This is a genomic window from Ferrimonas balearica DSM 9799 (assembly GCF_000148645.1).
In the GTDB taxonomy this organism is placed as follows: domain Bacteria; phylum Pseudomonadota; class Gammaproteobacteria; order Enterobacterales; family Shewanellaceae; genus Ferrimonas; species Ferrimonas balearica.
Map to the genome: position 1 here is coordinate 2,635,083 of NC_014541.1, position 23,644 is coordinate 2,658,726.

Annotated in this window: 21 protein-coding genes, 3 tRNA genes and 3 rRNA genes; 11 read left to right on the forward strand and 16 right to left on the reverse strand. The window is 57.1% G+C overall.

Going from position 1 to position 23,644, the window contains the following annotated elements; all coding sequences use genetic code 11:
- Nucleotides 1–12: 12 nt before the first annotated feature.
- Nucleotides 13–555 carry a replication initiation negative regulator SeqA gene (gene seqA / locus FBAL_RS12075; protein ID WP_013345875.1) on the reverse strand — a complete coding sequence of 181 codons (543 nt, stop codon included), beginning with the start codon at nucleotides 553–555 and terminating at the stop codon, nucleotides 13–15.
- Between the two features lie 145 nt (nucleotides 556–700).
- Between seqA and FBAL_RS12080 the strand changes: the two genes are divergently transcribed.
- Genes FBAL_RS12080 through fldA form a run of 4 tightly spaced genes read left to right on the forward strand, consistent with a single transcriptional unit; the run spans nucleotide 701 to nucleotide 2,623 of the window.
- The gene (locus tag FBAL_RS12080; RefSeq protein ID WP_013345876.1) at nucleotides 701–1,507 is read left to right on the forward strand and encodes an alpha/beta fold hydrolase; all 807 of its coding nucleotides are present in this window, start codon (nucleotides 701–703) and stop codon (nucleotides 1,505–1,507) included.
- Between the two features lie 33 nt (nucleotides 1,508–1,540).
- A complete protein-coding gene (locus FBAL_RS12085; protein ID WP_013345877.1) occupies nucleotides 1,541–1,762 on the forward strand; it encodes a DUF2788 domain-containing protein in 222 nt (73 codons plus the stop codon).
- Between the two features lie 10 nt (nucleotides 1,763–1,772).
- Nucleotides 1,773–2,090: a LexA regulated protein gene (gene ybfE / locus FBAL_RS12090; RefSeq protein ID WP_013345878.1), complete on the forward strand. Its 318-nt coding sequence runs from the start codon at nucleotides 1,773–1,775 to the stop codon at nucleotides 2,088–2,090.
- Nucleotides 2,091–2,098: 8 nt separating this feature from the next.
- On the forward strand, nucleotides 2,099–2,623 hold the full coding sequence (fldA, locus tag FBAL_RS12095) for a flavodoxin FldA (protein ID WP_013345879.1): 525 nt from the start codon (nucleotides 2,099–2,101) through the stop codon (nucleotides 2,621–2,623).
- 49 nt (nucleotides 2,624–2,672) lie between these two features.
- Here fldA and FBAL_RS12100 read toward each other — a convergent pair whose 3' ends face one another.
- Nucleotides 2,673–3,182 (reverse strand): DUF4442 domain-containing protein, encoded by a 510-nt coding sequence (locus tag FBAL_RS12100; protein WP_049779477.1) that lies wholly within the window; start codon nucleotides 3,180–3,182, stop codon nucleotides 2,673–2,675.
- Nucleotides 3,183–3,303: 121 nt separating this feature from the next.
- On the opposite strand from FBAL_RS12100, the gene FBAL_RS12105 reads away from it, so the two are divergent.
- The 5 genes from FBAL_RS12105 (at nucleotide 3,304) to FBAL_RS12125 (ending at nucleotide 8,333) form a co-directional block, all read left to right on the forward strand.
- Entirely contained in the window at nucleotides 3,304–4,518 is a 1,215-nt protein-coding gene (locus FBAL_RS12105; protein ID WP_013345881.1) for a pyridoxal phosphate-dependent aminotransferase, read from the forward strand.
- Between the two features lie 21 nt (nucleotides 4,519–4,539).
- On the forward strand, nucleotides 4,540–5,142 hold the full coding sequence (gene yfbR / locus FBAL_RS12110; RefSeq protein ID WP_013345882.1) for a 5'-deoxynucleotidase: 603 nt from the start codon (nucleotides 4,540–4,542) through the stop codon (nucleotides 5,140–5,142).
- A 55-nt stretch (nucleotides 5,143–5,197) separates the two neighbouring features.
- Complete coding sequence (locus tag FBAL_RS12115) at nucleotides 5,198–6,544, forward strand: anti-phage deoxyguanosine triphosphatase (RefSeq protein WP_013345883.1); 1,347 nt, start codon at nucleotides 5,198–5,200, stop codon at nucleotides 6,542–6,544.
- 57 nt (nucleotides 6,545–6,601) lie between these two features.
- Nucleotides 6,602–7,975 (forward strand): DUF4397 domain-containing protein, encoded by a 1,374-nt coding sequence (locus FBAL_RS12120; protein ID WP_013345884.1) that lies wholly within the window; start codon nucleotides 6,602–6,604, stop codon nucleotides 7,973–7,975.
- Nucleotides 7,976–8,111: 136 nt separating this feature from the next.
- Entirely contained in the window at nucleotides 8,112–8,333 is a 222-nt protein-coding gene (locus FBAL_RS12125) for a hypothetical protein (RefSeq protein ID WP_013345885.1), read from the forward strand.
- A gap of 41 nt (nucleotides 8,334–8,374) precedes the next feature.
- On the opposite strand, the gene FBAL_RS12130 is transcribed toward FBAL_RS12125, so the two are convergent.
- On the reverse strand, nucleotides 8,375–9,007 hold the full coding sequence (locus FBAL_RS12130) for a YchE family NAAT transporter (protein WP_013345886.1): 633 nt from the start codon (nucleotides 9,005–9,007) through the stop codon (nucleotides 8,375–8,377).
- 266 nt (nucleotides 9,008–9,273) lie between these two features.
- Here FBAL_RS12130 and FBAL_RS12135 point away from each other — a divergent pair, with 266 nt between their 5' ends.
- Entirely contained in the window at nucleotides 9,274–10,317 is a 1,044-nt protein-coding gene (locus tag FBAL_RS12135) for a saccharopine dehydrogenase family protein (RefSeq protein WP_013345887.1), read from the forward strand.
- Between the two features lie 3 nt (nucleotides 10,318–10,320).
- On the opposite strand, the gene FBAL_RS12140 is transcribed toward FBAL_RS12135, so the two are convergent.
- From FBAL_RS12140 to FBAL_RS12165, 6 genes are all read right to left on the reverse strand, one after another.
- Nucleotides 10,321–10,647 carry a TM2 domain-containing protein gene (locus FBAL_RS12140; protein ID WP_013345888.1) on the reverse strand — a complete coding sequence of 109 codons (327 nt, stop codon included), beginning with the start codon at nucleotides 10,645–10,647 and terminating at the stop codon, nucleotides 10,321–10,323.
- Between the two features lie 147 nt (nucleotides 10,648–10,794).
- Nucleotides 10,795–11,559, reverse strand: a complete 765-nt coding sequence (gene pstB / locus FBAL_RS12145; protein WP_425357354.1) for a phosphate ABC transporter ATP-binding protein PstB — start codon at nucleotides 11,557–11,559, stop codon at nucleotides 10,795–10,797.
- 8 nt (nucleotides 11,560–11,567) lie between these two features.
- A complete protein-coding gene (gene pstA / locus FBAL_RS12150; RefSeq protein WP_013345890.1) occupies nucleotides 11,568–12,413 on the reverse strand; it encodes a phosphate ABC transporter permease PstA in 846 nt (281 codons plus the stop codon).
- On the reverse strand, nucleotides 12,410–13,372 hold the full coding sequence (pstC, locus tag FBAL_RS12155; protein ID WP_216086790.1) for a phosphate ABC transporter permease subunit PstC: 963 nt from the start codon (nucleotides 13,370–13,372) through the stop codon (nucleotides 12,410–12,412). Before pstC ends, pstA begins: the two co-directional genes overlap by 4 nt.
- Nucleotides 13,373–13,490: 118 nt before the next feature.
- Nucleotides 13,491–14,306, reverse strand: a complete 816-nt coding sequence (locus FBAL_RS12160) for a phosphate ABC transporter substrate-binding protein (RefSeq protein WP_013345892.1) — start codon at nucleotides 14,304–14,306, stop codon at nucleotides 13,491–13,493.
- Nucleotides 14,307–14,559: 253 nt separating this feature from the next.
- The gene (locus tag FBAL_RS12165) at nucleotides 14,560–14,910 is read right to left on the reverse strand and encodes a hypothetical protein (protein ID WP_013345893.1); all 351 of its coding nucleotides are present in this window, start codon (nucleotides 14,908–14,910) and stop codon (nucleotides 14,560–14,562) included.
- A 401-nt stretch (nucleotides 14,911–15,311) separates the two neighbouring features.
- Between FBAL_RS12165 and FBAL_RS20465 the strand changes: the two genes are divergently transcribed.
- Nucleotides 15,312–15,488, forward strand: coding sequence for a hypothetical protein (locus tag FBAL_RS20465; protein WP_171814268.1), 177 nt, complete (start codon nucleotides 15,312–15,314; stop codon nucleotides 15,486–15,488).
- 1,379 nt (nucleotides 15,489–16,867) lie between these two features.
- Here FBAL_RS20465 and FBAL_RS12175 read toward each other — a convergent pair.
- The 7 genes from FBAL_RS12175 to gmhB all read right to left on the reverse strand — a co-directional run bounded on the left by FBAL_RS12175 (nucleotide 16,868) and on the right by gmhB (nucleotide 23,483).
- Nucleotides 16,868–16,944, reverse strand: a tRNA-Asp gene (locus FBAL_RS12175).
- 14 nt (nucleotides 16,945–16,958) lie between these two features.
- Nucleotides 16,959–17,073: ribosomal RNA gene (gene rrf, locus FBAL_RS12180) — 5S ribosomal RNA — on the reverse strand.
- A gap of 218 nt (nucleotides 17,074–17,291) precedes the next feature.
- Nucleotides 17,292–20,180, reverse strand: a 23S ribosomal RNA gene (locus FBAL_RS12185).
- Between the two features lie 360 nt (nucleotides 20,181–20,540).
- Nucleotides 20,541–20,616, reverse strand: a tRNA-Ala gene (locus FBAL_RS12190).
- A gap of 112 nt (nucleotides 20,617–20,728) precedes the next feature.
- Nucleotides 20,729–20,805 (reverse strand) — tRNA-Ile (locus FBAL_RS12195).
- 205 nt (nucleotides 20,806–21,010) lie between these two features.
- Nucleotides 21,011–22,563: ribosomal RNA gene (locus tag FBAL_RS12200) — 16S ribosomal RNA — on the reverse strand.
- The 16S, 23S and 5S rRNA genes sit together here with 3 tRNA genes alongside, the layout of an rRNA operon.
- Before the next feature lie 380 nt (nucleotides 22,564–22,943).
- A complete protein-coding gene (gmhB, locus tag FBAL_RS12205) occupies nucleotides 22,944–23,483 on the reverse strand; it encodes a D-glycero-beta-D-manno-heptose 1,7-bisphosphate 7-phosphatase (RefSeq protein ID WP_245544352.1) in 540 nt (179 codons plus the stop codon).
- Nucleotides 23,484–23,644: the final 161 nt, after the last annotated feature.

Here is a 23,644-nt window from a genome sequence, read left to right on the forward strand (position 1 = left end):
GTCCTTGAGAAATTAAACCTGTTCCGCAATGCGGGCAGCCAAGGCTTTCTGGCAGCCCAGAATTTCAAGTACTTCCTCAAGAATAGCGCGCTTCTTCGCAGTGTTGTTGTTGGCGGATACCCAGAACGGGCTGGCGCCAATCTGCTTCGGGTTGGCACTGGGGCTGGCCTTCAAAAGCGCTTCTTTGCTTTGCGAGAAGTACAGGCGGTCACGGCCACGAATCGCCAGCACGCCATCAAACGCGCTGGGGTGTTGACGGTAGAGGCAATCGAGCAGGTACAGGAAGCGGCCCACTGCGCCCTTCTGGCGGGGCAGTTGCTCATCATCGACCAGTTCCTCAAACACGCCGGCTTCGGCGACAGCTGAGCGAACCGGCGCGGCTTCTTCAACGCCCTCCATGGAGGGTTCGCTGATGCGCTCTGGGATCGACTCGGCCTCTGCGGTCACTTCCAGACCCAGCAGGCGACGCAGGATGTCCGAAGCGCTCTCCCCGATCTGTTGGGTGTTAGACGCGATATAGCGGTACAGCTCGTCGTCGATCTCGATGTATTTCATTGCAGTCCTGTCAGCTTTTTTGCACAAAATCAGACGCATTATAACGAGCCTCCTCGCTGCCGACCATGGCAAAAACTTGCCAAATCACCAACCCGGTTGGCACAATCCGCGGCCCATTGCATTGCGCCAGGAGGCACACGTGTTAATGCACTATGAACGCCATGGTCAAGGCCCCACCGTGGTTCTGATCCATGGCCTGTTCGGCGACCGGGACAATCTGGCCGGATTGGGCCGCGCGCTGGACGCGGAAGGTTACGACGTGATTCGGGTCGACCTTCGCAACCACGGCCAGTCCCCCCATCAGGACAGCATGACCTTTGCCGAGCTGGCGGAAGATCTTGAACAGCTGCGCCAGCAGCTCGACATCCCCCGTTTCGCCATTGTTGGCCACAGTCTCGGCGGCAAAGTCGCCATGACCTATAGCCAGGCTTACCCGCAGCGGGTAAGTGCCCTGGTGGTCGCCGACATTGCGCCGGTGGCCTACGAGCGTCGCCACGACACCATCCTGGCCACGCTGGCCAGCATCGAGCCCGGCACCCTGCCCTCCCGCAAAGCCGCGCAACAGCAGTTGGCGGATGCCGGTATCGACGCGGGCACCGCGTTGTTCCTCACCAAGAACCTCAAGCCCCGGGCCGAAGGCGGCTACCGCTGGCAACTGAACCTCGACGCCATCAACGCCAACTACCCGAACATCATTGCCGGACTGCCGGAGCAGCCCCCCTTTACCGGGCCGGTGCGCTTTATCAAGGGGGAGCATTCTGAGTACCTGCAAGCCGCGCATCAGGCGGAAGTGGTGCGCCGTTTCCCCAAGGCTGAGGCGCGGGTGATTGCCGGTACCGGCCACTGGCTCCATGCCGAGAAACCTCAACTGTTTAACCGCCAGGTTATTCAGTTCCTCAACGCGCATTTAACGGGTTCTGACGATAGTCACGATCCGGCGGCTGTGCTATAGTGCGCGCCCTCTAAACGCCAGGAAGGTGATGACATGCTGAATATCCGATTTGAACAGTGGGAAGCCCTCGGCCTGAACCTGGGTCTGGCGGCTATCTTCTTCTTAATCGGCATGTCCATCAGGGACGTATTGAACAAGGGTAATGTGCCCCCTTTCGGGCGCTTTATCGTTTGGCTAGTGCTGTTTTTAGGCTGTGCAGGCTTCGTCGCAAAAGGGCTTATCCAGCTCTTTTGGGAAGGCGCAGGCATCGGCTAACCGTCATACCATGGCAATCGAGAAAACCGACAGAACGACTCTGGACATGTTCGCCACGGAGAAACGCCGTGGCCGTCCCCGGACCAATCCCCTGCCCCGGGAAGAACAGTTGCGCATTAACAAACGCAACCAGATTCAGCGGGACCGTTCCCGCGGGCTCAAACGTATTGAGCTCAAGGTCTCAGAAGCGTTGTACAACGCCTTGAATGACCAGGCACTGGACAGTAATATCAGCCGCAGTCAACTGATTGAGTCCATCTTGCTGGCACAATTCAACTTGGACTCGGACCACCTCGAAGAGGTGGAGCACTTTCACCAACAGATATAGGTATGCGAATGGCAAGCGTAGGTCTGTTCTTTGGCAGCGACACCGGTAACACCGAAGCCGTTGCCAAGATGATCCAGAAAAAACTTGGCGAAAACATGGTGGCCGTAAAGGACATCGCCAAGAGCAGTAAAGAGGAGATCGACGATTTCAGCCTGTTGCTGCTCGGGATCCCCACCTGGTACTACGGCGAAGCCCAGTGCGACTGGGACGACTTCTTCCCGGAACTGGAGCAGATCGACTTCACCGATAAGCTGGTCGCCATCTTTGGTTGTGGTGACCAGGAAGATTACGCCGAGTACTTCCTCGACGCCATGGGCCAGATCGCGGACATCGTGCGTGAGCGCGGCGCCATCATCGTTGGTCACACCTCCACCGAGGGTTACACCTTCGAAGCCTCCAAGGCGCTGGTGGACGACAACACCTTTGTTGGCCTCGGCATCGACGAAGACCGTCAGCCGGAACTGACCGAAGAGCGCGTTGACGCCTGGGTTAAGCAGATCTACGACGAGATGTGCCTGGCCGAACTGGGCTAAGCCCCAGAGCGAACCGCAAAAAAAGGACCCGTATGGGTCCTTTTTTGATTCAGGCCGCTTTGGCCGGGGGCGCCGCGCGGTAGGCGGGCTTCTTACGCACGTACAGCACCCGCCGCAGGCGGCACACCACGTCGCCGCTGGCGTCCTTCACCTCAACAATGAACTCGGGCAGCACCTTGTCGCCCTCCGCCGTGGCGTGGCGAATGGCGTCCAGTTGGCCATCGGTCAGGCGGAACTCCGCATACACCCTGCCCTTTCCGGGTTTGATGTAGTCGATGTCCGCTTCCTTATCCCAGACCCGGTACTCCTTACCGAAGATCCCCATCAGCATCATGGCGTAGATGGGATCGGTCATGGAGAACAGGCTTCCCCCGTAATGGGAGCCGTTGGCATTGCGGTTCCAGGGGCGCAGCTTCAGACCCACCCGACAGTATCGATAGTCCGGGTCCAGTTGTTCAATTCGGATCCCCGGGAATAAAAAAGGCGGCCATACATTTAGTAACCGCCTTACGGTGTTTGCACTCACCGGCCAGCTCACGTCCACTCCTTGACTGGTCATACCACTAGAGCAATGATCCTAACCTGTGATCGTTGTCACATCAACTCAGACTTCACACTAAGCGGGCTTTCCGATATGTTGCGAGATCCTATTTAGCGTACTTTTTTTAGAGGTTTCCTCCATGCGTCCCATCTTGAAGTCCAATAAGCTGAACTCGGTCTGTTATGACATTCGGGGTCCAGTGGCACGGGAGGCAAAGCGACTCGAAGAGGAAGGGCACCGCGTTCTTAAGCTGAACATCGGTAACCCGGCCCCGTTTGGGTTCGATGCCCCGGAGGAGATCATCCGCGATGTGATTCTGAATCTGCCGGAGAGCCAGGGTTACTGCGATTCCAAGGGCCTGTTTTCTGCCCGTAAAGCCGTTGTGCAGCACTACCAGCCGCAGGGCATCATGGACGTGGATGTGGAAGACATCTACATCGGTAACGGCGTGTCCGAGCTTATCGTGATGGCGATGCAGGGCCTGCTCAACAACGGTGACGAGATCCTGGTTCCGGCGCCGGACTACCCGCTGTGGACCGCGGCAGTTCACCTGGGTGGCGGCACCGCGGTGCACTACCGCTGTGACGAACAGGCGGACTGGATGCCGGATCTGGCCGACATCCGCGCCAAAATCACCCCGCAAACCCGCGCGCTGGTGATCATCAACCCGAACAACCCGACCGGTGCGGTGTACAGCCGTGCCATGCTGCTGGAACTGCTGCAGATCGCCCGTGAGCACAACCTGATCGTGTTCTCCGACGAGATCTACGACAAGATCCTGTACGACGGTGCCACCCACATCCCCACCGCCTCTCTGGCCGATGACCTGCTGATCATCACCTTCAATGGTTTGTCCAAGGCGTACCGCGCCGCCGGCTTCCGTGCCGGCTGGATGATGCTGTCCGGTGACCGTTCCCAGGCCCGGGGCTACATCGAAGGGCTGGAGATGCTGGCGTCGATGCGCCTGTGTGCCAACGTTCCGGTGCAGCACGCCATTCAGACCGCGCTGGGGGGCTACCAGTCCATCAATGAGCTGCTGCTGCCCACCGGCCGCCTGTGCCAACAGCGTGACCTGGTGATTGAGCGCCTCAACGCCATTGATGGCGTCAGCTGCTACAAGCCGCGCGGTGCCATGTACGCGTTCCCTAAACTGGACGTGAAGAAGTTCAACCTGATCGACGATGAGAAGCTGGTGCTGGACCTGCTGATGCAGGAGAAGATCCTGCTGGTTCAGGGCACCGCCTTTAACTGGCCGGAGCCGGACCACCTGCGCGTGGTGTTCCTGCCCCATCTGGAAGATCTCGATAAGGCGATGGACAAGTTCGAGCAGTTCCTCAGCCGCTACCGCCAGTAATCCTCGTTAACGGAGTAACCCATGACGCAATCCACCAGTACCTTCCTTGCCTGGCTGTTCCGCATGCCGTTGATTCGGCGCTGGTCGCTGATGTATTGCGTCAAACCGGAGAACGTGGCCGAGCACAGCCATCAGGTCGCCATCGTGGCGCACCTGTTGGCGGTTATCAAAAACCGCCTCTACGGCGGCACTCTCGTACCTGAGCGGGCCGCCACCATCGCGCTCTACCACGAATGTTCCGAAACCCGACTGGGCGACATTGTCAGCCCGGTCAAATACTCCAATGACCAGATCACCAACGAGTTCAAGAAGCTGGAGGCGGCCGCAGAACAGCAGTGTCTGGACAGTCTGCCGGAGGAACTGCGGGAAGATTTTGCTGACCTGCTGATTCAGCAACGGGTGGAGCCGGAGTACGCCGCCGTGGTGAAAGCCGCTGACGTCATCTGCGCTTACCTGAAGGCCAAGGACGAACTGGCCCACCACAACCACGAGTTCAGCCACGTGGTGGAGAAGCTGGAGCCCAAACTGGCCGAACTGCGCCGTGAGCCGGAAGTGGCCTACTTCCTCGATGTCTTTCTGGCCTCCTGTGGGGCCACCCTGGACAGCCTCGCCTCCCCCTCTTGACGCCCGCCCATCTGCCGCGGACACTGGGGGCTAACCCTTTGAGTGGACACGGCAGATGAGCGAACTCCCCGCGCCGCTCTGGCTAGAGCGGCGGTTTCAGGAAAACAAAGCACGCAAGGACGACCAGCGCCATCCCTTCCAGCGCGACAAGGCCCGGGTATTGCACTCAGCCGCGTTTCGTCGCCTGCAGGCCAAAACCCAGGTTTTGGGGGTCGGCATGAACGACTTCTACCGCACTCGACTGACCCACTCGCTCGAAGCAGCCCAGATCGGCACCGCCCTGAACGCCCAACTGCGGCTCAAGTTTCCCGACATCGCCCCGCTGCTCGATGACCACCTGATTGAAACCCTCTGCCTGGCGCACGACATCGGTCATCCGCCGTTTGGCCACGGTGGCGAGGTGGCACTCAACTACATGATGCGCCAACACGGTGGCTTTGAGGGAAACGGCCAGACCTTCCGCATTCTTGCCCGTCTGGAACCCTACACCCAGCACTACGGCATGAACCTGACCCGGCGCGCTCTGCTTGGGGTGCTGAAGTACCCGGTCTGCCACAGTCTGGTGGCCCACCCAACCCAGCAACACGCCACCAGCGGCTTCCGTCAGCTCAAAGCCAGCGACTGGCAGCCCGCTAAAGCCATTTTCGATGCGGATGCTGAGATTCTGGACTGGGTGCTGGCGCCGCTTTCTGACCCGCAGCGGGCCGCCTTCCAGAGCCTGAAACCGAACGGAGACGCCGCCGGCCATGGTCGCAGCCAGTGCAAGTCGCTGGACTGTTCCATCATGGAGCTGGCCGATGACATCGCCTATTCGGTGCATGATCTTGAAGACGCCATCGTGCTGGGCATTGTTCAGCGCGCTCGCTGGCAGGCACAGGTGGTGGAGCCGTTGCTCGCCAGCCACAGTCCCTTCAGTAAGACGCAGCTGGACAGGCTCAGCGAAGACCTGTTCTGTCCGGAACATTACCGCCGTAAAGACGCCATCGGTACCCTGGTCAATGCCCTGATCACCTCCGTCACCCTGGCGGCACAACCTCAGGGCGAGGGACAGCCGCTGTTGGCCCGAATCGCCCGCCTGCAACCGGACCACCATAGCCTGCTCAAAGTACTTAAGGCGTTTGTTTATACCGACGTGATCCGTAAGCCGGAAGTGCAGCTGCTGGAGTTCAAGGGGCAGCAGATGGTGATGGAGCTGTTCGAAGCCTTCGCCTCGGATCCAGAACGGCTCTTACCCAGCAGCACCGGCCAGCGATGGCGGGAGCAGATCCAACAGGGGCACAGTGGAAACCGGGTGATTGCGGACTACCTGTCCGGCATGACCGATGAGTTTGCGGCCCGGTTGCACGAGAACCTGTTTACCCCACGTTCGGGAAATTTGTTCGAATTGCAATCCCGACTGTGATCCACATCACTTGCGCATCCGTTTCGCTTTTTCGAACTCAACAACCGGAGAGAGCTCATGAAACGGATTGCCCAAGTGCTGCTGCTGGGGTTTGGTGCGGTATTTCTAACCGCCTGTGATGACGACGATGACGATATCGTGATCACCCCTCCACCGCCGGTCGTCCCCCTCGATGATACCGACGTTCGTGTCCTCCACGCTTCCCCTGATGCCCCTATGGTTAACGTCACCGTCAACGGTGAAAACGTGCTGGAGATGGTGGATTATCGCCAGGCTTCCGGCTTCCTGGAGCTGACCGAGGGCACCTATGACATCGGCGTCGATGCGATTCTGCCTGACGGCACCACCACCACAGTGATTGGCCCGGCTTCGCTGGATCTCAGTGGTGATGTGGAATACTCCGTTATCGCGGTGGGTAAAGTCGCCGATGGCACTCTGGAGCCGCTGATTCTGGACCGCCCCGACGAAGATTTCGGCGCCGGTAACATCCGCCTGCAGGTGGTGCATGCCAGCCCTGACGCCCCTGAGGTGGATGTCTACCTGACCGCCCCGGACGACGACATCAGCATGATGGACCCGGCGCTGAGCGCCGTTCCCTTCAAAGCCAGCAGTGGCCTGATCGAAGTGCCTGCCGGTGAGTACCAGGCTCGCATTACCTTGGCTGGCACCAAGGATGTGGTGTTCGACAGTGGCGCATTGACGCTGGCCGCTGAGACTGACCTAATGCTGGTGGCCGTCACCAACACCCAGAGCGGCCCCTCCCCCATCAACGTGATGGCGTGGGGCGATGACGGTGTGGCACAGCTGTCCGACATCGGTACCGGCGCCGAGGTGCGCGTGGTTCACGCCTCACCGGACGCCCCGGAAGTGAACGTGCTGGTGGATGATGCGGTTGCTCTGAGCGATGTGCCCTATGCCGCTGCCTCCGGCTTCCTGCCGCTGAGCGCCGGCCCGCACAACCTTAAGGTGGAGCCGTCTGCCGCACCGGGCACCTACGTGATTGACGCCGATGCTGACTTTGCCCTCAACACCGCGTACACCGTGCTGGCCACCGATTTCGTTGCCAGCATCACCCCGTGGATTGTGGAAGGCAAGGGCCGCCGCATCGCAACGGCTGCGCAAATCCGCTTGCTGCACGCCTCACCGACCGCCGGCAATGTCGACATCTATGTGGGCGCGGACAACGACATCAGTGACGAAACCCCGGCCTTCAGCGACGTGCCTATCCGTGCAGAAACCGGTTTTGTGGCACTGACCCCGGGCACGTATTACGTCACCGTGACCCCGACCGGCACCCAGGATGCGGCCATCGGCCCGATCATGCTGGAGCTGGAGGGCAATAAGATCTACACCGCCATCGCTCGCGACATGATGGGTGGCGGCCTGCCTCTGGGCCTGATTCTTCTGGACGATTTTGTCGCCGAGGAGTAACCGGCGGACTCACTGAAAATGGCGCCTGACGGCGCCATTTTTTTGATCTCACACAGTCACCGGTGGATGCATTGTTGCACGATGTTTTCGTCGCGCTAGAGTAAAAAGTAAGCGGACTGAATGCATGGAGGGAGTCATGTTGACACGCTTACTGATCGTTCTGACCATCCTGATCGCCGGCAACGTCTATTGGTGGGTGCGCTATCGTCAGGCAGAAACCAATCGCAATATCGACGGCCGCGAACGGGAAGCTCAACTGGATGCCCTGCAGGACCGTTGGGTGCAGTTCACCTGCATCTCCATCCTGTTGATCATGTTGCTGGCGCCATTGGGCAATGCGGTGTTGCAGTCGCAATAAAAAACGGCGCCATAGGCGCCGTTTCTGCAGGGAGGGTGAGATTACCCGGCCAGGGCGGGGAACAACCCCTTAGCACCGGCGGCCACCACCTCAATGCCGATGGAGAGCATCAGCAGACCCATAATACGGGTAATCACGTTAATCCCGGTTTGACCCAGCACCCGGAAGATCACCGGGGCCAGACGGAAGATGGCCCAGCTGCAGGCACCAAATACCACGATGGCGGTCACCATGCCGATGGTGTCCATCACGGTGCTGTTTTCCGCGGCAAACACGATAACCGAACTGATGGCACCCGGACCGGCCATCAGGGGCAGCGCCAACGGCACCACGGCCACAGACTCACGAGCGGCAGATTCACGATCTTCCGCTTTGTTGTGCTTCACTTCACCCAGCTTACCCTGCAGCATCGACATCGCGATAAACACGATCAGGGTACCACCGGCAATTCTGAACGCCGGCAGCGAGATGCTGAACATATCGAGGATCAACTGACCCGCAAACAGCGTAACCAGCAAAATCACTACCACGGCGAAGTTCGCAATGGTGCCGGTGCGTTGACGCTCGGGCTCAGTTTGGTGGCTGGTCAGTGTCACAAACACCGGCAACAAGCCTACCGGGTTGATGATCGCCACCAGGCCAAGAAAAAATTGGAAAAACAGTGTCAGATCCACTGTGCATGATCCCCGTTCAAAAGGTGGGTATTAGGACGCGCGTACTTTAGCCAAAGTCACCCCATCCGCAAAATGAATTATTTGCTTAGCCGGGCCGGCTTAAGGATTAGATTTTGTAATCCATGAGCTGGGTCACATCAACCCCGCCAACGCACTGATTTATCTTCGCCGCAACAGTTTGTTATCACTTGGATTCCAACCGGACGATCTGTCAGACTGGAACAAGCGTTTAACTCGCCACACCTCACCACAATCTGGAGCCATTAATGTCATGGATGATCTACGGGGCCACCGGCTACACCGGTACCCTGATTGCCGAAGCCTGTGCCCGTCAGGGACTTACCCCGCTGTTGGCCGGACGCAGTGAAAGCAAGCTCAAAGCCCTGGCTGAGCGACTGAACCTGCCCTACCGGGTGGTCGGCCTGGACGGCGCGCTAACCGAGGCCCTGGCCGACCAGCAGCTGGTGCTCCATTGTGCCGGCCCCTTTTCCGCCACCGCTGAACCCATGATGCAGGCGTGCCTCGCGAGCCAGACCCACTACCTCGACATCACCGGCGAAGTGGCGGTGTTCGAACGTACCGCCGAGCTGGACGAGCAAGCCAAAGCCGCGGGCATCGTGCTGATGCCGGGTGTGGGCTTTGACGTTATCCCCACCGATTGCCTGGCGGCCCGATTAAAAGCGGAGATGCCCGATGCGGTATCGCTGGCGCTGGGGTTTGATTCCCGCTCCGGGTTTTCACCGGGCACGGCAAAAACCTCGGTGGAAGCCCTGCCCCAAGGCGGACTCATTCGCCGCAAAGGCCAGCTCACTCCGGTGCCGCTGGCCTATCGGAATGCGGAAATCGACTTTGGTGGCGGTAAAAAACACGCCACCACCATTCCCTGGGGCGACGTCTCCACAGCATGGCACAGCACCGGCATCCCCGATATCGAAGTGTATCTGCCGATGTCACCTCGCAAGACCCAACAGCTGCAGCGGCTGAATGCGGTGCGCGGGATGCTGGGATGGGGATGGGTACAGCGCTTTCTTAAGCGCCGCATCGAAGCACGGCTCACTGGCCCGGATGAGAGCCAGCGGAGCAGCGCCACGACCTGGGTCTGGGGCCGGGTCAGCAACGCGGAGGGACACACGCTGGAGGGGCGCATTCAGGTGGCCAATGGCTATGACGTCACCGTCACCGGCGCATTGGCCATGGTGGAGCGCGTGCTGACAGAAAACCCCAGCGGGTTTCTGACCCCATCCAAACTGGCGGGCTGGCAGCTGGTGGAGTCACTGCCCGGCAGCGGCACCATCGCGCTCAGCCGATAAGACTCAGGCCAGTTTCAGGCACCAGCGCCGGTAGAACTGAGCCGGCGCCATGCGAGCCAGGTGAACGCTGTCACGAATGGCCAGAACCGTGGGCACCAGGGTCCAGCAAAACAGCAGGTAAAGGCTGCCTCGCAGCGGTTCGCCGAGGTAGAACTTGTGGGCACCAAAACTGCCCAGCCACAGGCTGAGGCGGCGCGCCAGGCGCTGGCTGCGCCAGTTGGGGTCCATTCCTGCCAGGGCCTCGAGCCCTTGTGCAGCGTAGCAGTGTTCACAAATCGCCTGATTCAGGGAGATGGCGGAACGGCATTGTGAGCAGGTTGTTTGAGTCATGGTGGTCTATGGCTCCAGTCGATGAAGCACCATTCTGGTACAACTGTACGCTGAGATCCGTCACCGCCGTCACGTTAACTCACTCACTGACGACTGCGCATAAAAAAAGCGCCCAGTCAGGGCGCTTTGGCTTGCGGGTGGGTAGGGTTAACCGAAGTCCCCGGTAATGTAACCGTGGGTACGCTTGTCCTTGGGGTTGGTAAAGATCTGCTCGGTTTCACCGTGCTCAACCAATTCCCCCATTAGGAAGAACGCGGTTTTGTCGGCGATGCGACGGGCCTGGGCCATGGAGTGAGTCACAATCACCACGGTGAAGTTCTTTCGCAGATCTTCCATCAGCTCCTCAATGCGCGCGGTGGCGATCGGGTCCAGTGCTGAGGTCGGCTCATCCATCAGGATAACGTCGGGCTTCATGGCGATGGTGCGGGCGATGCACAGACGCTGCTGCTGACCACCGGACAGGCCAAATGCGTGGCTGTGCAGTCGGTCTTTCACCTCGTCCCACAGCGCGGCACCACGGAGCGCCTCCTCAACGATGGCGTCGAGGGTTTTCTTATCCTTCACACCCTGAGCCTTCTGGCCGTAAGCCACGTTCTCGTAGATGCTCATCGGGAACGGATTCGGCTTCTGGAACACCATGCCACAGCGCATGCGCAGTTTGCGGACATCCACGTCGGAGTAGATGTCAGCCCCCTCCATCCTCACGGAGCCTTTGATGCGCACACCAGCAATCAGGTCATTCATGCGATTCAGGGTACGCAGCAGGGTCGACTTACCGCAGCCGGACGGACCAATAAAGGCGGTGACCTGCTTCTTCGGGATATCCAGTTGGATCGATTTCAGCGCCTGGTTTTCACCGTAGAACAGGTCGAGATCAGTAATTTCAAAAGTGTTCATCGTCGTATACCGCAAGAATTCTGTTAGTAAGTCGCTTTGCTGAATCGGCTGGAGATCAGCTTGGTGATCAGGTTAATTCCGAGCACCACCACAATAAGTACGGTGGCTGTAGCAAACGCCATGTCCCAATCGTGCTGGGTGTACAGCTCGGTGGTCAGCATATAAAGGTGTACGGTCAGCGTTCGGATGGAGTCCATAACGGAATCCGGCATCAGGTAGGCGGTGCCAGCCGTCAGGAACACCGGCGCCGACTCTCCGATAATGCGGCCGATGGAAAGGATCAGCGAGGTCACAATGCCCGGCATGGCTGAGGGCAGAATCACCCGCCAGACCGTGTACAAGCGCGAGGCGCCCAAGCCGAAGGAGGCTTCACGATAGGCCAGCGGCACGGCGATGATCGCCTCTTCGGTGGTACGGATGATCACCGGCAGGATAAGAATCGCCAGAGTGAGCGCACCGGAGAGGATGGAGAAGCCCAGCCCCAGGATGGTCACAAAGAAGGTCAAACCGAACAGACCGTAAATGATGGACGGGATGCCCGCCAGAGACTCAGTACAGAAGCGAATCACCTTAACCAGCTTGCTGCCGGGCTTGGCGTACTCGGTCAGGTAGATGGCGGTCATGATGCCAATCGGCCCGGCGATCAGAATGGAGACAATCACCATGTAGATGGTGCCCATGATCATCGGCCAGATACCAGACTCTTCGCCGGTGCGGGTGTAGTTATTGGTGATAAAGCCCCAATCAACGTGGGCCAGGCCATTGCTGATGATGTACGCCAGAATCCAGACCAGGAACGCCATGGTAAAGATGGCAGAGCCCCAAATCAGGCCGGTCAGCAGCTTGTCAGTATTGTCGCGGGTCATCATTTTGCTCTCTCGCGATTCAGGAACATCAGGGTGCCGTTCAGCAGCATAACGAACACCAGCAGTACCACACCGGTGGCGTACAGTGCACTGGCGTGGATGCCAGTGGCATAAGACATCTCAAGGGCGATGTTGGCGGTCAGGGTACGAGCGGATTCAAGCACGCCATTGGGCATGGCCGGCGCATTACCCATCACCATGATGATGGCCATGGTCTCACCCACCGCACGGGCAATACCCAGGATCACCCCGGTCAGAATGCCGGAGCGTGCTGCCGGGATAAGCACATGGAAAATGGTGTAGATGTTGGAGGCACCCAGCGCCAGAGACCCCTCTTTGTACTGACGCGGTACCGCGCGCAAAGAGGTTTCCGACACAGCAATAACGGTGGGCAGGATCATGATGGCCAGCACAATGGAACCCGCCAGTACGGTGGCGCCGGAGGGCACACCGAACACCTGCTCAATCAGCGGAACAATCACCACCAGGCCGAAGAAGCCATAAACCACAGAGGGGATACCGGCCAGCAGTTCGATGGCGGGACGGAGAACTTTAACCAGTCGGGGCGGCGCAATTTCGGCCAGGAATACGGCAGTCAGGATGCCAACCGGAACCCCAATGGCAACCGCAACCGCTGTGGCAAACAAGGAACCCACAATCATTGGTGCGATGCCGTAGAGGGCCGGCGGTAGCCAGTCCATCCCGGTCAGCATAGCGATAATGCCAACCGCCCAGTTCGGCAACCAGCCTTCACCGAAGGCGCTACCGCCCTCCTCTTTCGCCAGTTCAATCGCCAACTCACCCGAGTAGACGACGGAGTCCAGGCTCTCCTTAATCAGGAAGAAACCAATGGTGGCGACAGAGAGCACGCCGATAAAGGCGCTCAGCAGGAACAGACCATGGAACAGATGTTCCGTCAGGTCCCGGCGACGGGAGGCTTTCAGCTCCTTCGCCATCATCATTCCGCTGTCAGTGCTCTGGACAACAGTCATAATTCTTTAACAACCCTATATAACCCGCAAGAAGGCTGCGACACCCCTGCCGCAGCCTGTGGTATTCGCTGACTCAACAGAGCCGCGATTACTGAACCGGCACGTAGCCTTTGTTACCCACGATGGCCTGACCGTCAGCGGACAGAATCCAGCTCAGGAACTCTTGAGCCGCTTTCGGGGTGTTGTCGTCGTGCAGGACGATAAAGGGACGAGCAATCGGGTACTCACCGGCTTGGATGCCAGCGACGGTGGCCGGGTGACCATTCACTTCGACAGCGCGCAGGGACTGGTCTACGGAGCCCAGGGAGATGTAGCCGATGGCGTTGGGGTTGTTGGCAACCATGGTTTTCACCATGCCGTTACCGTTGCCCACTTGAGCGCGGGGGGAGATGGCGGAGACTTTCTGGCCAGCCACTTTGCGGGTCAGGCTCATGATCTCTTCGAAAGCGCCACGGGTACCGGAAGCGGTGTCACGGGTTACCACAACGATGGGGCCTTTCTTACCACCAACCTGAGACCAGTCAGTGATTTCGCCTTTGTAGATTTTGGTGATCTGGTCCATGGTCAGGCCCTTCACCGCATTGGCATTGTTAACCGCTACCGCGATGCCATCGCGAGCGATAACCGTCTCATGCAGACCAGCACGCATCTCGCTGTCTTTTACATCGCGAGAGGACATGCCCAGCATGGAGGTGCCTTCATTGGCAGCACGGATACCCGCAGAGGAACCGGTGCCTTGTACTTCAACGTTGGTGCCGGTTTTGCCGGTGTAGGTTTCAGCCAGAACTTCCATCACACCGGTTACAGAGGTGGAACCAGAAACGGTGATGGTTTGCGCAGCGACAGCGCTGGTCGCGGTGAACATGGACAGCAGCGCCAGAGCGCCGGCAGCAAAGTTTTTCATGGTAATGACCCTAAATTTCCTTGTTTGGCCGCCTTCTCTTAGCGGCGGGTGCATTACGCCAAAATTGAATGACAGTTTTATTTCACTACTGTTCCAGTTCCATTTCAGTGGCCATTTATGTTTATTTTACAGATGGTTAGGCCATTACATTTTTTTGTCTTTTTCGCTCTGAAAGGCCGTTTCAGAGCGTAACCGGCGATCTCATCGCCACCGGACGGTTGCGCGAATGTTAATCGAATTTCCCTTTACTGACTCAATCAACCGGTTGAATTTCAACCCGATCCTGATCACCAAGCGTCACCTTTAGCCCATTGACCGTGACAAAGCGTCGCCCGTCCATATCACCCTGCCTCACCAGGTACAATTGCGGCTCGTTCTGAGCTGGCGAGAACACCTTTACCTGAAGCAGAGTCTGGTGACTCTGGTAGCGGGACCATCCCCAGCCAGCGGCAATCAGGGTCACCGCCACCAACGCCGGGATCCACACCTTCGGGTGCACCGATGGCATGGTGGAAACCGGTTGTCCCTGACCGCGATTACGGCGTTTGAGCATGCCCAGGCCAATCAGGATGGCGACAATGGTGATCAGTACTTTTACCAGCATGTTAAAGGTCCCTATCTGCAATCACGCCATTGTACGATGAAATGGATCCGGGGTTCTGCCAGCCAGATCCCACCCTACTCCGACTCAGCAAAGGGCACGTCATCCAGGGGCTCTTCCGCCAACACCCGCTGTTGCCAGTCAACCAGAGTGGGCGACTGTTCAATCACCTCCGCCATTCGCGCGCACCAGCAGAGGTCCGCCAATGAGCGTTGCTCCCCGGCCAGAAATGGTGACTCGTTTAACGCCGCCTCCAAGAGCGCCACACCCGCGTTGCTCCCCACAACGGGCCTTGCCAGCCACTCCCACATTAGGCCAATTTGCGCGGGCACTTCGGGTGTGAGGGGTACCTCTGGGAATCGAGCATCAAGATAGGCGGCGGCCGCCAACATGGAATGATGGGGGTGGCCCTGATGCTGCATCAGCGGCTGATCGTCACTCTGCTTTGGCTCAAGGCGGTATGCGGTCCCCTTAAGCTCGCAAACCAGGACAAGGAAACGGGTTTCGACACACGCAGTGTCGCCAAAGATTTCTACCGGAAGCATCCCGGACTCCTTTTCAACCATCTGCCCCTAAGATAAGGAAATTGCCACCAACAAACGAGCGCTGCTGCGCAGAACCCACCTGAACACCAAATAACACGATTGGATTCAGTGCAACGCGATCGATACAGTGATGGTGCAGAGCGTGGCTAACCCCCACGATAAATAACGCGCATGGATGGTTGCCCAAGAGGCCCCCAGGGAAGTGTACTTACGACGCCACGCCCCGTGCGCAGCACCGGGGACGAGCAGGAACCGATGCAACGCATCGCAGTCATGTGAGGTGGAGGCAGGGATGCCGACAGGAGGGATCCCACAAGGATGTGTTACCAGTGCAGTGAACGCACGAACCTCGACACCGTCCAAAAGCCAGAAACGAAAAAACCCAGCCGTTAGGGCGAGTCGAAACCGATGCAACGCATCGCAGTCCTGTGAGGTGGAGGCAGGGATGCCGACAGGAGGGATCCCACAAGGATGTGTTACCAGTGCAGTGAACGCACGAACCTCGACGCCGTCCAAAAGCCAGAAACGAAAAAACCCAGCCGTTAGGGCGAGTCGAAACCGATGCAACGCATCGCAGTTCGGCGAGGTGGAGGCATGGATGCCGACAGGAGGGATCCCACAGGGATGTGTTCTTAAGGCGCCGTGACCCGTGCTCAGCACCGGGGAGCGGACAAGAAAAAAGCCTGACTCTTTCGAAGGGGGCGCCCAGCCTCAGGCTTTCTCTTTACAGATGGCGGAGTGGGCGAAAGTGACCGTTGCAAAGCAACGCAGCACTTGAGCGCGAGGCAGGGATGCCGAGCGGAGGGGAGCACCAGGGGCGAACAGGAACCGATGCAATGCAACGCATCGCAGTCCTGTGAGGTGGAGGCAGGGATGCCGACAGGAGGGATCCCACAAGGATGTGTTACCAGTGCAGTGAACGCACGAACCTCGACACCGTCCAGAAGCCAGAAACGAAAAAAACCAGCCGTTAGGGCGAGTCGAAACCGATGCAACGCATCGCAGTTCGGCGAGGTGGAGGCATGGATGCCGACAGGAGGGATCCCACAGGGATGTGTTTTTAAGGCGCCGCGACCCGTGCGCAGCACCGGGGCGGACAAGAAAAAAGCCTGACTCTTTCGAAGGGGGCGCCCAGCCTCAGGCTTTCTCTTTATAGATGGCGGAGTGGGCGAAAGTGACCGTTGCAAAGCAACGCAGCACTTGAGCGCGAGGCAGGGATGCCGAGCGGAGGGGAGCACCAGGGGCGAACAGGAACCGATGCGACGCATCGCAGTCCTGTGAGCTGGAGGCAGGGATGCCGACAGGAGGGATCCCACATGGATGTGTTACCAACGCAGTGGACGCACGAACCTCGACACCGTCCAAAAGCCAGAAACGAAAAAACCCAGCCGTTAGGCTGGGTTCTTCGTTATAGATGGCGGAGTGGACGGGACTCGAACCCGCGACCCCCGGCGTGACAGGCCGGTATTCTAACCAACTGAACTACCACTCCGCACTTAAAATGGAGCCTGGCGGTGACCTACTCTCGCATGGCAACTGCCACACTACCATCGGCGCGGTCGCGTTTCACTTCTGAGTTCGGCATGGGATCAGGTGGGGCCACGACGCTATTGCCACCAGGCAAAAACTGGCTTATCAGAAACCCCTCTGGCGGCGTCATAAACAGCGCTACGCTGCTCATTTAGCCTGACTAAACTGCGCTGCTCGCGCCGTTCAATCCTTGCCAGCAGACTTTCTGCTGGGCCAGGGCTCCGATAATAAATTTGGAAAAGCTGTTTCTCGATGTAAGGTCTTCTTACAAGGTCGGATATCCGACAAACAAAACCACTTGGGTGTTGTATGGTTAAGCCTCACGGGTCATTAGTACAGGTTAGCTCAACGCCTCACAACGCTTACACACCCTGCCTATCAACGTCGTAGTCTTCGACGGCCCTTTAGGACTCTCGAGGAGTCAGTGAGAACTCATCTTGAGGCTCGCTTCCCGCTTAGATGCTTTCAGCGGTTATCGATTCCGAACTTAGCTACCCGGCAATGCCACTGGCGTGACAACCGGAACACCAGAGGTTCGTCCACTCCGGTCCTCTCGTACTAGGAGCAGCCCCTCTCAATTCTCAAACGCCCACGGCAGATAGGGACCGAACTGTCTCACGACGTTCTGAACCCAGCTCGCGTACCACTTTAAATGGCGAACAGCCATACCCTTGGGACCGACTTCAGCCCCAGGATGTGATGAGCCGACATCGAGGTGCCAAACACCGCCGTCGATATGAACTCTTGGGCGGTATCAGCCTGTTATCCCCGGAGTACCTTTTATCCGTTGAGCGATGGCCCTTCCATTCAGAACCACCGGATCACTAAGACCTACTTTCGTACCTGCTCGACGTGTCTGTCTCGCAGTTAAGCTGGCTTATGCCTTTGCACTAACCTCATGATGTCCGACCATGATTAGCCAACCTTCGTGCTCCTCCGTTACTCTTTGGGAGGAGACCGCCCCAGTCAAACTACCCACCAGGCACTGTCCGCAATCCCGATAAGGGACCAACGTTAGAACATCAAACATACAAGGGTGGTATTTCAAGGACGGCTCCACAACGACTGGCGTCATTGCTTCAAAGCCTCCCACCTATCCTACACATGTAGGTTCAATGTTCAGTGCCAAGCTGTAGTAAAGGTTCACGGGGTCTTTCCGTCTAGCCGCGGGTACACTGCATCTTCACAGCGATTTCAATTTCACTGAGTCTCGGGTGGAGACAGCGTGGCCATCATTACGCCATTCGTGCAGGTCGGAACTTACCCGACAAGGAATTTCGCTACCTTAGGACCGTTATAGTTACGGCCGCCGTTTACCGGGGCTTCGATCAAGAGCTTCGTCCGAAAACTAACCCCATCAATTAACCTTCCGGCACCGGGCAGGCGTCACACCGTATACGTCCTCTTACGAGTTTGCACAGTGCTGTGTTTTTGATAAACAGTTGCAGCCACCTGGTATCTGCGACTCCCACTAGCTTAGAGAGCAAGTCTCATCACCGGCAGGAGCGTACCTTCTCCCGAAGTTACGGTACCATTTTGCCTAGTTCCTTCACCCGAGTTCTCTCAAGCGCCTTGGTATTCTCTACCTGACCACCAGTGTTGGTTTGGGGTACGGTTGCTAATTACCTGAAGCTTAGAAGATTTTCCTGGAAGCATGGCATCAACCACTTCATCACCGTAGTGACTCGTCATCAGCTCTCAGCGTTATGTGAACCCGGATTTGCCTAAGTTCACCGCCTACTACCTTAAACACGGACAACCAACGCCGTGCTGGCCTAGCCTTCTCCGTCTCTCCATCGCAGTAATCAGCAGTACGGGAATATTAACCCGTTTCCCATCGACTACGTCTTTCGACCTCGCCTTAGGGGCCGACTCACCCTGCCCCGATTAACGTTGGACAGGAACCCTTGGTCTTCCGGCGAGCGGGTTTTTCACCCGCTTTAACGTTACTCATGTCAGCATTCGCACTTCTGATACGTCCACGGAACTTCTCAATTCCGCTTCAACCGCTTACAGAACGCTCCTCTACCAAGCACAACAAGTGTGCTTCCGCAGCTTCGGTGTATCGCTTAGCCCCGTTACATCTTCCGCGCAGGCCGACTCGACTAGTGAGCTATTACGCTTTCTTTAAAGGGTGGCTGCTTCTAAGCCAACCTCCTAGCTGTCTAAGCCTTCCCACATCGTTTCCCACTTAGCGATAACTTTGGGACCTTAGCTGGCGGTCTGGGTTGTTTCCCTCTCCACGACGGACGTTAGCACCCGCCGTGTGTCTCCCGTGATTGCACTCATTGGTATTCGGAGTTTGCATGGGGTTGGTAAGTCGGGATGACCCCCTAGCCCAAACAGTGCTCTACCCCCAATGGTGAGACACGAGGCGCTACCTAAATAGCTTTCGAGGAGAACCAGCTATCTCCCGGTTTGATTGGCCTTTCACCCCTAGCCACAAGTCATCCGCTAATTTTGCAACATTAGTCGGTTCGGTCCTCCAGTACCTGTTACGGCACCTTCAACCTGCCCATGGCTAGATCACCGGGTTTCGGGTCTACACCCTGCAACTCATTCGCCCAGTTAAGACTCGGTTTCCCTACGGCTCCCCTATTCGGTTAACCTTGCTACAGAATGTAAGTCGCTGACCCATTATACAAAAGGTACGCAGTCACCCTCGAAGGGCTCCTACTGCTTGTACGTACACGGTTTCAGGTTCTATTTCACTCCCCTCACAGGGGTTCTTTTCGCCTTTCCCTCACGGTACTGGTTCACTATCGGTCAGTCAGGAGTATTTAGCCTTGGAGGATGGTCCCCCCATGTTCAGACAAGATAACACGTGTCCCGTCCTACTCGATTTCACACTGTGGTCGTTTTCATGTACGGGGCTATCACCCTGTGTCGCCAAGCTTTCCAGCTTGTTCCACTAACTTCCTCAATGCTTAAGGGCTAATCCCCGTTCGCTCGCCGCTACTAAGGGAATCTCGGTTGATTTCTTTTCCTCTGGGTACTTAGATGTTTCAGTTCCCCAGGTTCGCCTCAGTTACCTATGTATTCAGTAACTGATGACACCTTATGGTGCCGGGTTTCCCCATTCGGACATCTCAGACTCAAGTGGCTCTTACCGCCTCATCTGAGCTTTTCGCAGGTTAGCACGTCCTTCATCGCCTCTGACTGCCAAGGCATCCACCGTGTACGCTTAGTCGCTTAACCATACAACCCCAAGGGGTCTTGCTTGTTCTTTGGCTTTCGTTCGTCGTTGAACCTGTCACTCACGCGGTCATTAACCGAAGTTAACTCCCTTGTTCGTTCCAGCTTCGCCTAGACCGAAACCCAAATCCCGTCGCAACCGTAATGAGCTTTGCAAAGCGCATTACGCATATGACGCAACCAAATGTTTCGTTATTCAGCTTTACGCTGAATCGCCGGATATCAAGACACTTGCAAGAAGTTTACTCTTACAATTTCTCGAGAAATTTATCAGCTTATCCAAATTGTTAAAGAGCAAGGCTTAAAAAAGCCAAAGGTAAATTCTTCAATTTATCTTTGGCCTCTTATCCTTTAGAGAGTAAGTGGTGGAGCTAAGCGGGATCGAACCGCTGACCTCCTGCGTGCAAAGCAGGCGCTCTCCCAGCTGAGCTATAGCCCCATTCCATGTTGCGCGCAGTATTCGTGGCCAATTCGCTTTGAGGCAAGGCGCCATGGGAGGAAGTTTGGTATACCAAACGACGACCAGGACAACTCAGCATTCAGAGCAAATTTGGTGGGTCTGAGTAGATTTGAACTACCGACCTCACCCTTATCAGGGGTGCGCTCTAACCAACTGAGCTACAGACCCACTTTAACTGGCTGATGGTCACCGACTTTTCGTTGCGCTCTTCGCTCCTCGGCCGTTTGGAAAGCCAAACTCCCTGCGGGGCTCATCGCGCGCCTCAATTCGGCACCCATCCGCGGCGTTAAAGCCATGCTTTATCGCACGCACTCTCTATACATTCGTCAGACAATCTGTGTGAACACTCGACGCAGGCAAGAATTCATGTCGTTAAGGAGGTGATCCAGCCCCAGGTTCCCCTAGGGCTACCTTGTTACGACTTCACCCCAGTCATGAACCACAAAGTGGTGAGCGTCCTCCCGAAGGTTAAACTACCCACTTCTTTTGCAGCCCACTCCCATGGTGTGACGGGCGGTGTGTACAAGGCCCGGGAACGTATTCACCGTGGCATTCTGATCCACGATTACTAGCGATTCCGACTTCATGGAGTCGAGTTGCAGACTCCAATCCGGACTACGACCAGCTTTATGGGATTGGCGCACTCTCGCGAGTTGGCAACCCTTTGTACTGACCATTGTAGCACGTGTGTAGCCCTACCCGTAAGGGCCATGATGACTTGACGTCGTCCCCACCTTCCTCCGGTTTATCACCGGCAGTCTCCCATGAGTTCCCGCCATTACGCGCTGGCAACATAGGACAAGGGTTGCGCTCGTTGCGGGACTTAACCCAACATTTCACAACACGAGCTGACGACAGCCATGCAGCACCTGTCTCAGAGTTCCCGAAGGCACCAAACCATCTCTGGTAAGTTCTCTGGATGTCAAGGGTAGGTAAGGTTCTTCGCGTTGCATCGAATTAAACCACATGCTCCACCGCTTGTGCGGGCCCCCGTCAATTCATTTGAGTTTTAACCTTGCGGCCGTACTCCCCAGGCGGTCTATTTAATGCGTTAGCTTTGGAACCCACAGCTCAAGGCCACAGACTCCTAATAGACATCGTTTACGGCGTGGACTACCAGGGTATCTAATCCTGTTTGCTCCCCACGCTTTCGCATCTGAGCGTCAGTCTCTTGCCAGGGGGCCGCCTTCGCCACTGGTATTCCTTCAGATCTCTACGCATTTCACCGCTACACCTGAAATTCTACCCCCCTCTCAAGGACTCTAGCCAAGCAGTATCAAATGCAATTCCCAGGTTAAGCCCGGGGCTTTCACATCTGACTGACTTGGCCGCCTGCATGCGCTTTACGCCCAGTAATTCCGATTAACGCTCGCACCCTCCGTATTACCGCGGCTGCTGGCACGGAGTTAGCCGGTGCTTCTTCTGCGAGTAACGTCACAGCTAGCGGGTATTAACCACTAACCTTTCCTCCTCGCTGAAAGTGCTTTACAACCCGAAGGCCTTCTTCACACACGCGGCATGGCTGCATCAGGCTTTCGCCCATTGTGCAATATTCCCCACTGCTGCCTCCCGTAGGAGTCTGGGCCGTGTCTCAGTCCCAGTGTGGCTGATCATCCTCTCAAACCAGCTAGAGATCGTCGCCTTGGTGAGCCATTACCTCACCAACTAGCTAATCTCACTTAGGCTTATCCAATCGCGCAAGGTCCGAAGAGCCCCTGCTTTCCCCCGTAGGGCGTATGCGGTATTAGCAGTCGTTTCCAACTGTTGTCCCCCTCGACTGGGCAAATTCCTAAGCATTACTCACCCGTCCGCCGCTCGCCGCCCAACAAATCCCCCGAAGGTTCAATGTTGTCGCTGCCGCTCGACTTGCATGTGTTAGGCCTGCCGCCAGCGTTCAATCTGAGCCATGATCAAACTCTTCAATTAAAGATTTTGATTTGCTTCCGTAGAAGCTACTCAATGAATACTGAATTAACTTGGTGTCACTCAGTAGCATCGAGAAAATGATGATTTCTCAACACTGCGTGAGTGCCCACACAGATTGTCTGACTAATTGTTAAAGAGCGTCGCCTTGTCGTTTTCCCCAAGGCAGGATGCGCATTTTAGCGCTTCCTCAGCGCTCGTCAAGGGCGTTTCCGCCAATTCTTTTCGACCGCTGCTTTTGTCGCCAGCGCTTTCGCTGCTGACCGTGTCTCCCGGGGTGTTTCCCCTGTCGACGGAGGCGCATTATAGGGCGGTCTTTGACGCTGACAACCCCTAAATATGGGTTTCGCGCTCAACCGCTGAAAAACACAGCAAAGCGCCGCCTAATTCGCCATTTTCTGGCTGTCTTTCAGGATCCATTCAACCGCAGCTGGCAGATCTTCCCCTTTCCAGTCCACCTCCTGATGCGCATGGCGCAGTTCTCCCACCATCAAAGTGGCTTTGACGCCTGCCGCCTGACCGGCCTGCATATCACTGATGCGGTCCCCGACCAGGTAAGAACTGCTCAGGTCAATGTGATGTTCCCGGGCACCGCGCAACAACATGCCCGGTTTTGGCTTGCGGCAGTCACATCGGGTATCCAGGCCATCGAAATCGGGATGATGCGGGCAGTGGTATACGTCGGTGAGGCTGACCCCGCCATCCAGAAACTGTTGTTTCATCCAGGCGGTCAGAGTTTGGAAGTCGGTTTCACTGTAGAGCTGACGCGCGATGCCCGACTGGTTGGTCACGATCACCAGAGCAAAGCCCGCTTCCGCCAGACGGCGGCAGGCCTCCACCACACCGGGGAGGATTTCGCACTCCTCAATGAAACCAACGTAACCGGTATCTCGATTGATAACCCCATCACGGTCTAAAAACACGGCCGGACGCACTCACACTCTCCCAGGGATAAAGAATTTGGCGGCCAGTATTCCTACCGGAGACGCCAAGGTCAAAAACTTCGCCCTCTCTATGGCGATGAAACCGACGGTTTTACCGGGATTTCTCACTCTGACGCCCCCAGCCCACCTTTAGCTCACTT

What these genes read in the sequence shown, in the direction of transcription:
- seqA (WP_013345875.1), bottom strand. Translation starts at nt 555, where the DNA reads ATGAAATACATCGAGATCGACGACGAGCTGTACCGCTATATCGCGTCT.
- FBAL_RS12080 (WP_013345876.1), top strand. Translation starts at nt 701, where the DNA reads ATGCACTATGAACGCCATGGTCAAGGCCCCACCGTGGTTCTGATCCAT.
- FBAL_RS12085 (WP_013345877.1), top strand. Translation starts at nt 1,541, where the DNA reads ATGCTGAATATCCGATTTGAACAGTGGGAAGCCCTCGGCCTGAACCTG.
- ybfE (WP_013345878.1), top strand. Translation starts at nt 1,773, where the DNA reads ATGGCAATCGAGAAAACCGACAGAACGACTCTGGACATGTTCGCCACG.
- fldA (WP_013345879.1), top strand. Translation starts at nt 2,099, where the DNA reads ATGGCAAGCGTAGGTCTGTTCTTTGGCAGCGACACCGGTAACACCGAA.
- FBAL_RS12100 (WP_049779477.1), bottom strand. Translation starts at nt 3,182, where the DNA reads ATGACCAGTCAAGGAGTGGACGTGAGCTGGCCGGTGAGTGCAAACACC.
- FBAL_RS12105 (WP_013345881.1), top strand. Translation starts at nt 3,304, where the DNA reads ATGCGTCCCATCTTGAAGTCCAATAAGCTGAACTCGGTCTGTTATGAC.
- yfbR (WP_013345882.1), top strand. Translation starts at nt 4,540, where the DNA reads ATGACGCAATCCACCAGTACCTTCCTTGCCTGGCTGTTCCGCATGCCG.
- FBAL_RS12115 (WP_013345883.1), top strand. Translation starts at nt 5,198, where the DNA reads ATGAGCGAACTCCCCGCGCCGCTCTGGCTAGAGCGGCGGTTTCAGGAA.
- FBAL_RS12120 (WP_013345884.1), top strand. Translation starts at nt 6,602, where the DNA reads ATGAAACGGATTGCCCAAGTGCTGCTGCTGGGGTTTGGTGCGGTATTT.
- FBAL_RS12125 (WP_013345885.1), top strand. Translation starts at nt 8,112, where the DNA reads ATGTTGACACGCTTACTGATCGTTCTGACCATCCTGATCGCCGGCAAC.
- FBAL_RS12135 (WP_013345887.1), top strand. Translation starts at nt 9,274, where the DNA reads ATGTCATGGATGATCTACGGGGCCACCGGCTACACCGGTACCCTGATT.
- FBAL_RS12140 (WP_013345888.1), bottom strand. Translation starts at nt 10,647, where the DNA reads ATGACTCAAACAACCTGCTCACAATGCCGTTCCGCCATCTCCCTGAAT.
- pstA (WP_013345890.1), bottom strand. Translation starts at nt 12,413, where the DNA reads ATGATGACCCGCGACAATACTGACAAGCTGCTGACCGGCCTGATTTGG.
- pstC (WP_216086790.1), bottom strand. Translation starts at nt 13,372, where the DNA reads ATGATGATGGCGAAGGAGCTGAAAGCCTCCCGTCGCCGGGACCTGACG.
- FBAL_RS12160 (WP_013345892.1), bottom strand. Translation starts at nt 14,306, where the DNA reads ATGAAAAACTTTGCTGCCGGCGCTCTGGCGCTGCTGTCCATGTTCACC.
- FBAL_RS12165 (WP_013345893.1), bottom strand. Translation starts at nt 14,910, where the DNA reads ATGCTGGTAAAAGTACTGATCACCATTGTCGCCATCCTGATTGGCCTG.